The 12,286-nt window shown below is 56.1% G+C and carries 13 protein-coding genes; 9 read left to right on the top strand and 4 right to left on the bottom strand.

The features are described from left to right. Positions 1-553 (bottom strand): SOS response-associated peptidase (locus JFU48_RS29845; protein ID WP_201138489.1); only part of this gene is annotated, 553 nt, incomplete at its 3' end. Positions 554-648: 95 nt separating this feature from the next. Between JFU48_RS29845 and JFU48_RS29840 the strand changes: the two genes are divergently transcribed. The 3 genes from JFU48_RS29840 to JFU48_RS29830 all read left to right on the top strand — a co-directional run bounded on the left by JFU48_RS29840 (position 649) and on the right by JFU48_RS29830 (position 3,408). Then, entirely contained in the window at positions 649-1,074 is a 426-nt protein-coding gene (locus JFU48_RS29840) for a LexA family protein (RefSeq protein WP_034154886.1), read from the top strand. Then, the gene (umuC, locus tag JFU48_RS29835; protein WP_201138488.1) at positions 1,067-2,344 is read left to right on the top strand and encodes a translesion error-prone DNA polymerase V subunit UmuC; all 1,278 of its coding nucleotides are present in this window, start codon (positions 1,067-1,069) and stop codon (positions 2,342-2,344) included. Before JFU48_RS29840 ends, umuC begins: the two co-directional genes overlap by 8 nt. A gap of 110 nt (positions 2,345-2,454) precedes the next feature. After that, complete coding sequence (locus tag JFU48_RS29830) at positions 2,455-3,408, top strand: DUF2971 domain-containing protein (RefSeq protein WP_201138487.1); 954 nt, start codon at positions 2,455-2,457, stop codon at positions 3,406-3,408. 47 nt (positions 3,409-3,455) lie between these two features. Here the strand turns inward: JFU48_RS29830 and JFU48_RS29825 are convergent, their stop codons facing one another. The 3 genes from JFU48_RS29825 to JFU48_RS29815 form a co-directional block, all read right to left on the bottom strand. Beyond that, entirely contained in the window at positions 3,456-4,415 is a 960-nt protein-coding gene (locus JFU48_RS29825; protein WP_201138486.1) for a hypothetical protein, read from the bottom strand. A 487-nt stretch (positions 4,416-4,902) separates the two neighbouring features. Further along, positions 4,903-5,109, bottom strand: a complete 207-nt coding sequence (locus tag JFU48_RS29820; protein WP_003222579.1) for a hypothetical protein — start codon at positions 5,107-5,109, stop codon at positions 4,903-4,905. A gap of 153 nt (positions 5,110-5,262) precedes the next feature. Then, a complete protein-coding gene (locus JFU48_RS29815; RefSeq protein ID WP_003222582.1) occupies positions 5,263-5,454 on the bottom strand; it encodes a YegP family protein in 192 nt (63 codons plus the stop codon). Between the two features lie 275 nt (positions 5,455-5,729). On the opposite strand from JFU48_RS29815, the gene JFU48_RS29810 reads away from it, so the two are divergent. The 6 genes from JFU48_RS29810 (at position 5,730) to JFU48_RS29785 (ending at position 12,264) form a co-directional block, all read left to right on the top strand. Continuing rightward, on the top strand, positions 5,730-6,695 hold the full coding sequence (locus tag JFU48_RS29810; protein WP_003222584.1) for a glycosyltransferase family 2 protein: 966 nt from the start codon (positions 5,730-5,732) through the stop codon (positions 6,693-6,695). A 3-nt stretch (positions 6,696-6,698) separates the two neighbouring features. After that, positions 6,699-7,409 carry a class I SAM-dependent methyltransferase gene (locus JFU48_RS29805; RefSeq protein ID WP_201138485.1) on the top strand — a complete coding sequence of 237 codons (711 nt, stop codon included), beginning with the start codon at positions 6,699-6,701 and terminating at the stop codon, positions 7,407-7,409. Continuing rightward, positions 7,406-7,792 (top strand): GtrA family protein, encoded by a 387-nt coding sequence (locus JFU48_RS29800; protein ID WP_201138484.1) that lies wholly within the window; start codon positions 7,406-7,408, stop codon positions 7,790-7,792. The genes JFU48_RS29805 and JFU48_RS29800 overlap by 4 nt, the downstream gene beginning before the upstream one ends. Further along, on the top strand, positions 7,789-9,885 hold the full coding sequence (locus tag JFU48_RS29795) for a DUF6311 domain-containing protein (protein WP_201138483.1): 2,097 nt from the start codon (positions 7,789-7,791) through the stop codon (positions 9,883-9,885). Before JFU48_RS29800 ends, JFU48_RS29795 begins: the two co-directional genes overlap by 4 nt. 74 nt (positions 9,886-9,959) lie before the next feature. Then, positions 9,960-10,880: a LysR substrate-binding domain-containing protein gene (locus tag JFU48_RS29790; protein WP_027614510.1), complete on the top strand. Its 921-nt coding sequence runs from the start codon at positions 9,960-9,962 to the stop codon at positions 10,878-10,880. A 175-nt stretch (positions 10,881-11,055) separates the two neighbouring features. Next, on the top strand, positions 11,056-12,264 hold the full coding sequence (locus JFU48_RS29785; protein ID WP_201138482.1) for a low temperature requirement protein A: 1,209 nt from the start codon (positions 11,056-11,058) through the stop codon (positions 12,262-12,264). Positions 12,265-12,286 lie beyond the last annotated feature (22 nt).

Raw genomic sequence — 12,286 nt, 5'->3', positions numbered from 1 at the left:
TAGGCGTGGCCGGGTCTAACCATTCCTTAGCGAATTCAGGCGAAAGCGTTACTGGACGTCGGTCGTGAATATCCACCATGCCCCCAGCACTGTCGGCGGTAATGATTACAAAGCCGTCGTGTTCGCCAGGTGGATGTTCTGCAATGGGATACTGCCCAATCGCGGCGCAGAGGATCGGCGCCCGGTCTCGCCGGCGAATCAAGTAGGGCTGCTTCTTGGGTCCGCCTTCATCCACCCATTCAAACCAATTGTTAATCGCAATGATCGCCCGGTGCGACCAGATTGCCCGGAAGAAGGAGCCATGTGCGACTTTCTCTACCCGAGCGTTGATCGGTGCGGCGCGATCCTTCGCCCAGTGTGGACGCCATCCCCAACGGACCATGTCGGCGTGCAGGTACTGACCTTCCTGATGGAAAATCGCCAGCTGGGTGGTGGGAGCTGCGTTGTAGCGCTCGAAGGGTTGGTCGCCGGTGTGATTGACTAGCGCGTTGGGCATGCTCAGCGCCGCCACAAAGTCGTGTATGCCGTCGTATTGTGAAAGTCGTCCGCACATAGCTCGCCCGCTTATCAGATATCTCCTACAAAAATTGACCGCAAGCGCTTCTGAAAGTTAACTGTACATTCGTACAGTGTCGGAAGTCGTGCGTCATGAGCTATTCAATTTTAGGCCGTATTGCAGAGGTCGGCCGGAAACTGCCTCTATGTCTGTTCCAAGTACCGGCTGGGTTTCCTTCGCCTGCAGCGGATCACATTGAGGCACACATCTCCTTGGATGAGGTACTGAACATTCGCGCCCCGCATGTCTATTTGGTGAAAATTACCGGGGAAAGCATGCAGGGTGCGGGCATCTTTGACGGGGACCTGGCGGTCGTAGATCGCTCGCTGGAGCCGGCCCATGGTCACATCGTCGTGGCGCTGCTGAACAACGATCCGCTGTGCAAACGACTATGCATCCGCGGAAAGGATGTGATCCTTTTGTCGGAGAATCCCAAGTATCCACCACGCTATGTGCTTGAAGGGGATGAGCTGGCCATCTGGGGCGTAATCATCGGCAGCGTGCGCAGCCATGTCTAAAGTAGCGCCGGTATTCGGCTTAATTGATTGCAACAGCTTCTACGCCAGTTGCGAACGCGTGTTTCGTCCTGACCTTGCCAAGGTGCCCATCGTGGTGCTTTCAAACAACGACGGCTGCGTCATCGCCCGCAGCTACGACGCCAAGCCCTACGTGAAAATGGGCGAGCCGTACTTTCAGATCAAGAACAAGCTCAAGCAGCACGGCATCGTCCCGTTCTCCTCGAACTACGCGTTGTACGGCGACATGAGCGAACGCGTCATGACCCTGATTGAGTCGATGGTACCGGCCGTTGAGGTGTACAGCATTGACGAAGCCTTCGCCGACCTCACCGGCATCAATGACCTGGACGGCCTCGGCCGCAAGATCCGCAGCCAGGTACTGCGTTGCACGGGTATACCTGTTGGTGTCGGTATCGCGCACACCAAGACCTTGGCCAAGCTGGCCAACCACACCGCCAAACGCCTGCAGGGGCAAACCGGTGGAGTCGTGAACATCTGCGACCCAATCAAGCGCGACTGGGTGCTGCGTAACACGGACATAGCGGAGGTTTGGGGAGTAGGACGCCGCATGAAAGTGCACCTCGACGGCATGGGAATCAAGACCGCCATGGATCTGGCCAAAGCAGACCCGTGGACGTTGAGAAAAAACTTCAGTGTAGTGATCGAGAAAACTGCCCGGGAATTGGCTGGCACACCGTGCCTGGAGCTGGATGAGCCAGATCCGCCCAAGCAGGAGATCTGCTGCAGCCGGATGTTCGGCAAAAGGCTGAAAGAGCTGCCACCGATCAAGGAAGCAGTGGCGACCTACATGATGCGGGCATCAGAAAAACTCCGGGCGCAGCGGTCGCTGTGCAAGAAGATTCGGGTCAGCATTCGCACCGGAATGTTTAACCCCGATGAGGCAAAGTACGCGAATGGTGTTGTGGTCGATCTGCCATACCCAACGGATGACGTTCGGCTGTTAACCACGGTGGCCATCGATGCGCTTGATCGGGTGTTCCGTCCGGGATTCAGTTACAGCAAAGCTGAAGTCATGCTGCTTAATCTATGCCAGCCTGGTGAATACACAGACGATCTGTTCGCTGCGTCTCAGCCTGCTGAGGCTACAAAAGTGATGGCAGTGCTGGACCAGATCAATGAGCGATGGGGGAGGGGGACGCTCCGGGCTGCCAGTGTGCCGAGTAATCCAGATTGGGGTATGCGCCGGGAAATGATGAGTCAGAGTTACACTACTAGACTTGATCAGCTATGGATTGTGGCTTGCAGATAGTGGAAATGGCAATAAAAACGATGCACGTTGCAGGGGGGTACGTCGGCGCTTTAAATAATAATAAAATGAAAAAATTAAAAAACTAAGTGAATATTATTGAGGTGGGCGTCATGTCAAAGGATTGGGTCGAAGATTTAATGCAGCTCATGTGTGTGCCAGCGCTATCGCTAGAAAATATACGCGCGGCTCAGGAGTTGAAGTTTTCGAAATTTCCTTCCAAGTTGTACAAATTTCGTGAAGTAAATGAGTATTCACTGAACAATCTAAGAGAGGCCACGCTTCATCTCACATTTGCAAGTAATTTCAATGATCCCTATGATTCGGCCGTAGACTTCGATCCTCATTTTGGAGTAACTCATGCTGAGCTATTGTTGGAAGGAATTGAAGACGTTTCTGAACGTGATCGTTCAGCCATTCTGGAGGCGACGGATCCAGTGCTTGAGGTGGTGAGGCTTCTTTATGCTAGGTCGGATGAAGTGGTCACAGTAGATGAAAAGGTATTGGAAGTTATTGCGGATGTAATTAAAAATAATCATGCTGGATTTGTGGCTAAAACAGTTGAAGAGCTGAATGGCAAGCTTCAGAATTCTTATAAAATTTGCTCTCTTACTGAGCGGCTAGATTCGCTACCTCTATGGGCTCATTATGCCAAAAATCATTCTGGATTCGCCATGGAATACGATTTTCGGAGCCTGCCGTTCGATAGTTTGCTGGGGCTTGCACTTTGGCCAGTAAGATATAGCGGTGTTTTCAATGCTTCTGATTTACTGCTAGGAGTCAAGACGAAGAAGTCTTTCAATAATTTATTTGGAATAATAGCGGCTCTTCACAAATCACCGGATTGGTTCTATGAGGAGGAATGGCGTCTCGTTTTAGCGGATAGCGCGTCGATGCCGCCAAAGAACTATAAGGTGCCGCTAAGAGCTGTTTATCTTGGGTCGAAAATAAGCGAAGGCGACGAGAGCCTCATATTAAGGGAAGCCGCCGTTACTGGTATTCCCGTGTTCAAAATGCGCTTGGTACCACACGAATTTCGAATGGAGGCAACTCCCAAGAACACGTAAAGATTGCGGACTCTACTGGGTTCGGGAGGTGTGGATGCTGTTCATTATTAAGTGGTAGATTGAGGTTTGTTGAATTCAACGATGCTGCTGACGATATCCCCGTTAGTCTGTCGTAACATCTGAATGGTGATTTTGGTAAGAAAATCGCTACGATTGGTAAGCCATTTTAAAAGGGGTATTTTATTTTCGTTGATTTGGTCATTTTCTGAGTGATGTCCGGAAAGGAGGTCCTGAATTACGCCTGCGGCAAAGTCAGTAATGCTAAGTAAGTCATCGAGGTGAGATTTCTCCTTAAATGACTTTGCGAATCCTAGTAATTCGAATGAGTGTCTTATGTAAAATCCTAAAGTTCGATTTAAAATATTTTTTGTATCATTGAAAAAGACTTCGTTATTATTTACCGTGTCGTTATCGCAATACCATAGAAGACGCTGGTTGTTATGAGTTGTCAATGATGCGAAGAAAGATATAGCGTGACAAATACGAAGTGCTTTTTCAGCGGGTTCAAACTTCCACTCGCCTAAGCCAGCCTTGCAAAAATCCTGTTTTATTTGTGTGTGAACTGCTTGCCTGGTTACGCCAAATAGGCTTTCAATATTTTTGTCGACGGCGATAGTAATGATCGCGCCATGGAGTAAGCTATCGACAATTTTCAAGAACTCGGGTAAGGCCCGTTTGCGTGGGCCGTATTTGAGATCCTTGTACATGAATTCGCTGTAGGGTTTTAGAATTTTATGCTTGCGGCGTAACTTATCTACAGCTTGGATGAAAGGCGAAATTTTATCGTAAGAGATTATTAAAAAAGTATACGTCAAGAAGTCCGCACCTTTGTGCTCGCCTCCGAAGTCCGAGAGTACAGCGATTTTTTTGTCGCCAGAGAAGTCAGGTAGTTCAGTTAGCTGATTAGTCGCTTGTGCAAGCAGGTGAGAAATTAGAGGGTGCTCATTGCCGATGTATGAAATGTCAAAAGGAGGATGTTTCATGGTGACGCGTTCAAATAAAGTCATATGGAATGATCCTCTACCGTGTATGCCGATCAGAGAAACATTGAGCTTAGGTGCGGTTCAACGTCTATTGCAAGGTGTTCCTTGCAGCGTGAGTGCGCGGGACTAGCCTTCCATTTTGGCCGTTTATGATTGACGCGGCTCATTTTCTGCTTCAGCTTTGGGCCGATAGCTGCGAAACACATATGATCGTTTGCGGTCGGGCTTCCATTTGATCAGCAAACGGGATTGTCTCGATCACGTTTCCCTGAAGCACTACGCAACTGACAACTTAGGGCAAAATTAGGGCATATAGTAGGCCGCTATGGGCCGCCGGATGCCATCGGCGATGAGTGGAAACGCCGTTTTTTGTGGTCTAAAGCGGCCTGCTAGCATGTGAGAAGGGGTTCGAATCCCTATCTCTCCGCCATACATAGAAAAAGCCCCGTAGCTGAAAAGCTGCGGGGCTTTTTTGTAACTGTGGGTTTTATCGAGCACCCGCCTCAGTCACTCACGGTTGCGAGTGCCCCAGCTTCTGTTTGATCAGGTCATACACTTGCTTGTGCGTCGAGTTGCGCAGGGTGTTGTCCTTGCAAGCCGAGGCCAGGAAGGTTTTTACTTCGTCCCTGGCGTGCGGATAGAGGCTGGCGACGTAGTCGGCTTCATGCGTCTGGGTACAGTTGAAGTGCTTGTCGTCTTTCGCTTTGTCTCTAGCCATGGTGCGGCTCCTTTTTTGAGTTGAATGTCATGTGGCGGAACAGGGCTGGATCGCCCCATACGCTGAAGAGCGTAGGGGCGCAAAAGTGCTTCGCCAGTGGGGCAGGCAAAAAAGGAAGACGCTGTAGGAAACGGCGCCATATCGGCTGGCGGGTCAGATCTCCTTCACCGGTGTCTCCGCCTGCACACCCTTGATCAATTCGATCACATGTAAACAATCGGCCTTGTTCACATACGACTCGCCACTGGCGATCGTCTCGTGGTTGCCCGCCCGCAGCCTCCAGCGCCATTGGCCTTTGCCGGTGCTCGGGGTGCCTCTGGATTGGCGGTAGATCTCGAAATACATTCAGTTCGCTCCTTGCGATGGTGTTTGCGACAACCTGTGTGGCGCATCGTCGCAAGCCTAGCGGAGCGAGTTTTTTTCGCTATCGGGCATTTGTTTCCAATCGTTGGCAGATGTTTCTGAAGAGTGCGGACTAGAGCGCACGCATCGTCGTCTGGATTGGCAAAAATGTCGCCAATTCCACCTTGCAAGCCTATCGGCGCTACTGCTTAATACGGGACGGCTCATGGCGTCGAAAATCTTCGACGACCGACAATCACTATAAAAAGAGCACTCCATTGACTGAGCACGGAACGCCACAGGCCACACGGGTCAGATTATCGCTGGTTGTCCCCGTTTTTAACGAGGAGGACAGTCTCCATGCGTTCATCCTGCGCATTGACGAAGTGTTTCAACATCAGCCGTCGATCGAGCTGGAGCTGGTGTTCGTCAATGACGGCAGCACTGATGCCACGCTAGAGCGGCTGCTGGAGCGTCAGCAGCACGACGCGCGTCTGCGGATCGTCGATCTGAGCCGCAATTTCGGCAAGGAGGCGGCGTTGTCCGCTGGCCTGCAGATCGCCTCCGGGCAGATCGTTGTCCCCATTGACGCCGACTTGCAGGACCCGCCCGAAGTCATCCTGCAAATGATCGAGCGTTGGCGCGAAGGCTATGAAGTGGTGCTCGGTCACCGCATCAGCCGCCGCAGCGACACCTGGGCCAAACAGACATCGGCGCATTGGTTCTATCGTTTGCACAACAAGATCGCCGAGCAACCGCTGCCGGAAAACGTCGGTGATTTTCGTCTGATGGATCGTTGCGTGGTCGATGCCTTGCTGACCTTGCCCGAGTCCCGGCGCTTCATGAAAGGTCTGTTCGCCTGGGTCGGGTTTCGCACCACCCACGTTGATTACGAGCGTCCCGAGCGTGTGGCGGGGCAGAGCAAGTTCAACGGCTGGCGGCTGTGGAATTTCGCGCTGGAAGGTATCACCAGTTTCAGTACCGAGCCTCTGCGAATCTGGACTTACATCGGCGCGGCGGTCTCACTGGTGTCTTTTGCCTTTGCCATTTTTATCGTGGTGCGCACGCTGATCCATGGCGTCGATATGCCCGGTTATGCCTCGCTCATGGTGGCTGTGACGTTCCTCGGTGGCCTGCAACTGATCGGCATCGGCGTGCTCGGCGAGTACCTGGGCCGCACTTATATCGAATCCAAACGCCGGCCGGTTTTTCTGGTGCGTCGCGTCTACGACCCCAAGGACTGAAACATGGATCTCAAGGAAACCGACATCCTCGGCGACAGCATCGATGAGCATTGGTATTACTGCTCCAAAGCGGCGGCGACTCGGCGTGTGCTCGGTGATGCACCGATCACACGGATTCTCGACGTGGGTGCCGGCTCGGGTTTTTTCTCCCACCACCTGCTGACTCGAACCGCTGCGCGCGAGGCGTGGTGCGTCGACATCAGTTACCCCGCCGATTCCGATGCGACCACCGCCGGAAAACCGGTGCATTACCGCCGCGATATCGACGCCATCGACGCCGATCTGGTGCTGCTCATGGATGTGCTGGAGCATGTCGACGATGACCTCGGTCTGCTCAAGGCTTACGTTGACAAGGTGCCGTCCGGCAGCCGTTTCCTGATGACCGTGCCGGCGTTTCAGTTCCTGTGGAGCGGTCACGACGACTTCCTCGAACACAAGCGCCGCTACACCCTGCCGCAGTTTGAAACCCTGGCCCGTGATGCCGGTTTGAGCGTGCAGCGCGGCGCTTACTTTTTCGGCGCGGTGTTTCCAATCGCGGCGGCGTTGCGGTTGCTGCCCAAAGGGCCGCAGGCCGCAGCGCCGCAGTCTCAGCTCAAGCGCCATCATCCGCTGGTCAACGGCGTGCTCAAGACGCTGTGCAGTCTTGAACTGCCGTTGATGGGCCACAATCGTCTGGCCGGCCTGAGCGTGTTTGTGCTGGCGCAGAAACCGTGACCTCAAGCGACAGGAAAGCGCTGATCCAGCGCGGTCTGCGCTTTGCCGTGACCGGTCTGTTCGTCACCGCGCTGCATGCGCTGGTGGCGGTGCTGTTCATCCATTTCGTTGCGCCTCAACCGCCGCTGGCCAACGGTGTGGCGTTTGCCGTGGCGACGGTGGTGTCTTACGTGATCAACACCACCTGGAGTTTCTCGGCCCGACTGCACGGCAGAACATTGCTGCGATTTTTATCGGTATCGGCGTGCGGTTTTCTGTTGGCGATGTTTGTCGCGTGGGCCGCGCAGATGGCCGGGTTGAATTATCTGTTGGGCATCGTCGCGGTGGCACTGACGATTCCAGCGTTCACCTTCGTCTTGCACAATTTCTGGACCTATCGATGAGCCCCGCGCCAAAGCATTCGGTACTTTCTTTACTGCCGCTGATGCTTGGTGCGCTGATGTTTTTTGTCGTGATCGGGCCGCAGGCGCTGGATCCGCAAAACATTGCCTGGCTGGAGCAGGGCGATCCAGCGACGCATTATCTGGGCTGGGAATTCTTTCGGCATTCGCCCTGGACGTTTCCGGTCGGACTCAACCCGTTCTATGGGCTGGAACTGGGCAGTTCGATTATTTTTTCCGACTCCAATCCGCTGTTGGCGCTGCTGTTCAAACCCTTCAGCGCATGGCTGCCGGAGACCTTTCAGTATTTCGGAATGTGGCTGCTGGCGTGTTTTGTACTGCAAGCCTGGTTCGCCTGGAAACTGCTCGGGCTGATAACCGCCCAGCCGCTGATTCGCTTGCTGGGCACCGCGTTGCTGGTGTTTTCGCCGCCAATGTTCCTGCGCATGGGCGGACACCTTTCCCTTGCCGGACATTTTCTGATCCTCGCCGCACTGTATCTGGCTCTCCTGCCGAATCTGCATCGTCGCCGTCTGGCGTGGGGCACGCTATTGGCGGTGACAGCGTTGGTGCATGCGTACTTGCTGGCGATGGTCGCGCTGATCTGGGTGGCGGATCTGCTCGGCAAGACGTTCAGCCAACAATTGACCCGTCGCCAGAGTCTGATTGAGGGCGTGACGCTCTTCGCCCTGGTGAGTGTGTGTTGCTGGCAGGCAGGCTACTTTGCCATTGCCGATGGCGCGGCCTCCGGAGGTTTCGGTCTGTACCGAATGAATCTGCTGTCGCCCGTCGACCCGGCGGGCTGGTCGTTGATCCTGCCTGATCTGCCGAAGGCCAGTGGCGACTACGAAGGCTTCAATTACCTCGGCCTGGGCGTGCTGTTGTTGGCGCCGTTGTCGTTGATTGCCTGGTTGAGGAACATGCAGGCCGTGAGCAATGAACTACGTGCCAGGCCCTGGCTGTTGCTGGCATTGTTTGGCCTGTTCCTGTTTGCCCTTTCAAACCAGATCGGAGTCGGCGCATGGACGGCTCACTACCCGCTGCCGAAAAAAATCATCGGCCTGGCGAATATCTTTCGTGCGTCGGGACGAATGTTCTGGCCCGTGTTCTATGCGCTGAGCCTGGCCCTGATTTTCCTGGTGGTGCGCGGTTATCGTCCGCGCGTGGCCATCGCTTTGCTGGCTTTGGCGGTGACGGTGCAAGTGGTCGACACCCGTAACGGCTGGATGGGCCTGAGGCAGGGCAAAACGGTCGCGCCAGCCTCGGTCTGGAGCACGCCGATGCAGGATCCGTTCTGGGCCAGCGCGGCTGCGCATTACACCAAGGTGCGTATTCTGCTGCCGCAGAATCAGCCGGATCGCTGGCAGATGGTGGCCGGTTTCGCAGCCACTCACGGCATGAAAACCGACGCGGTCTATCTGGGGCGCATGAGTACATCGGCGACGGCCGAGGCCCAACAGAAGGCTCGAGGCATGCTTGAGTCGGGTCAGTACGACACGGACTCGCTGTACATCCTCGACGATGACGTGGTGGAGGCGGCCGCCAAAAGCATCAACAGCGACACCGACCTGCTGACGCGAGTGGATGGCGTGGTAGTGCTCGCACCTGGCTGGAAACGTTGTGCGCAATGCCTGTCCGTCCATGATGAAGGACGGCAGATGTCGCTGATTCCACTTCTTCAACCCGGGCAGGCGCTGACGTTCAATCATAAAACGCGGCAACTGGCCGACGGCTGGTCGACGCCGGAGAACTGGGGCACATGGTCACAAGGGCAGCAGGCGCAAATCATTTTGCGGGTGTCGCCGCAAGCGCGTTCAATCGTCATCGATGCGTTGGCATTCATCCAGCCACAACACCCTGGCCAGCGGGTCATTGTGAGCTTGAATAGCCAGCAGGTGCTGTCCACGCAACTGACGCAATTCCAGGCTAACCGTCTGGACATTCCGATTAGTGCTGCGCTCAGTCAACGCCTGAAGGACGATGATCGACTGACGATCGAGCTGCAACTGCCGGACGCCATCAGTCCGCAGCAGTTGGGGCTCAACGACGATACAAGGGTCATGGCCCTTGGCATCAGGCAGCTGACGGTAGATTGAGCCATCGTGGTGATGGACGCCATACCCAAGGCCTTTCTACACTGCCCTCCAGTCTGGGATCGGGGGGGCAATGGATGAATCGAAATGAATTGCGCAAGGCCGACATCAACCTGATGGTGGTGTTCGAGACCTTGATGCTCGAACGCAACGTGACCCGGGCGGCGGAAAAGCTGTTTCTCGGCCAGCCGACCATCAGTTCGGCGCTCAATCGCTTGCGCGCGATGTTCAACGATCCGCTGTTTATCCGCGTCGGCCACCGCATGGAGCCGACTGCCCGGGCCGAGGAACTGTTCAAATACCTGTCGCCGGCCCTCGACTCACTGTCGGTGGCCCTGAGCCTGACCCACGACTTCGACCCGGCCGTGAGTAACATGACGTTTCGCATCGGCCTGTCCGATGACGTCGAGTTCGGTCTGTTGCCTCCGTTGTTGCGGGCGCTGCGCCAAGAGGCTCCCAGCGTGGTATTCGTGGTGCAACACGTCGATTACTGGCGCATCCCCGACCTGCTGGCCGCCGGCGACATCACCGTCGGTATCAGCCAGACCCGAGGTTTGCCGGCCAATGCCAAGCGCAAACTGCTACGGCATATCCAGCCGAGCATCCTGCGCGCCGATGCCTCCGATTCGCCGCTGACCCTCGATGAATACTGCTCACGTCCGCACGTGCTGGTGTCGCATACGGCCAACATCAGCGGCTATGCCGATGAATGGCTCGCGGAAATCGGTCGCACCCGGCATGTGGTGTTGTCGGTGCCGCAATACAGTGCGCTGCCGGCATTGCTGGCCGGCACCGACCTGATCGCCAGCCTGCCGGACTACACCGCCGAAGCCATGGCTGCCTCCGGGCTGCTGTTCAAGGAACCGTTCCCGTTCAAAACGCCGATGCTGGATCTGTCGATGGTCTGGCTCAGTCATGTCGACAGCGATCCGGCCGAGCGCTGGCTGCGCTCGCGGCTTGAGGCGTTCATGAGTGAACGGCCACTGACCGCGCCCTGAAAACACCACAAACCTCCCCTGTGGGAGCGAGCCTGCTCGCGAAAGCGCTGTGTCAGACACCATTGATGTCGCCTGACACGATGTCTTCGCGAGCAGGCTCGCTCCCACGGGGGTTGCGTTCGTCTGGTCGGGCTGCTTTGCTCAATGGCAATGACCCCGGCTGGAGACTTGTCCGATGAGCATTTCCCGTTCGTTGCTGCGTGGGCGCGGCAGTCTCGACAGTGGCAAGGTCGGCATGGTCGAGCTGTTTTTCGATCTGGTGTTTGTGTTTGCCGTGACTCAGCTCTCGCATTCGCTGCTCGCGCATTTGTCGATCCTGGGCGCGGTGCAGGTGGCGCTGTTGATGGTCGCGGTGTGGTGGGTGTGGATTTTCACTTCGTGGATCACCAACTGGCTCGACCCGGAAAAATTGCCGATTCGTCTTGGCCTGTTCGGGCTGATGATCGCCGGTCTGCTGCTGTCGTCCTCGATCCCCAAGGCCTTCACTGAGCGCGGGCTGATGTTTGCCGCGGCGTTCGTGTTCATGCAGGTCGGGCGCACGCTGTTTGCGATCTGGGCGGTGCGCGGCGAGTCGTTGAGCATGACCCGCAACTTCCAGCGAATTCTGGCGTGGTTGATGCTTTCCGCAGTGTTCTGGATCGCCGGAGCCTTTCTCGACGGACAGCAGCGTCTACTGTGCTGGACGCTGGCGCTGTTGATCGAGCTGATCTCGCCTTCGCTGTATTTCTGGGTGCCGGGACTGGGGCGTTCGTCGTTGAGCGACTGGAACGTCGAAGGCAACCACATGGCCGAGCGTTGCGCACTGTTCGTGATCATCGCCCTGGGCGAGTCGTTGCTGGTCACCGGTGCGACTTTTGCCGAACTGACGCTGAGCGTCACCGGGGTCATCGCGTTTCTGGTGGCGGTACTGGGCAGCATCGGCATGTGGTGGGTGTACTTCGACAGCGGCGCCGAGCGCGCGCATCACCGCATCGCGCATTCGAGCGACCCGGGGCGCCAGGCGCGCATCGCCTACACCTACCTGCACGTGCTGATTGTTGCCGGGGTGATTGTCAGTGCGGTGGCCGACGAACTGGTGCTGGTGCATCCGGATCACGCCAGTGACGCCGGGATCCTGGTGATCGTGGGCGGGCCTTGGCTGTTTCTGTTGGGCAATGCGCTGTTCAAGTGGGTCATGTCCGACCGGCCGCTGCCGCCCTTGTCGCATGTGGCGGGGCTGGTGTTGCTCGCACTGGCACTGCCGCTGGCGTTGCACCAATGGGTTTCGGCGTTGATGCTCGGGGCGCTGACCACGGCGATCGTGGTGCTCGTTGCGCTGTGGGAAAGCCTGGCATTGCGTCAGACACCGGCCTCGATAACCGCCGAAAAAGCCGCAGGAGAGTAGGGCGGTGCTGTGGTATACGTAC

Source organism: Pseudomonas sp. TH49 (assembly GCF_016650625.1).
In the GTDB taxonomy this organism is placed as follows: Bacteria; Pseudomonadota; Gammaproteobacteria; order Pseudomonadales; family Pseudomonadaceae; genus Aquipseudomonas; species Aquipseudomonas fluorescens_H.
Note: the sequence above shows the minus strand (reverse complement) of the source record. Positions and strands in the feature narration are given on the sequence as shown.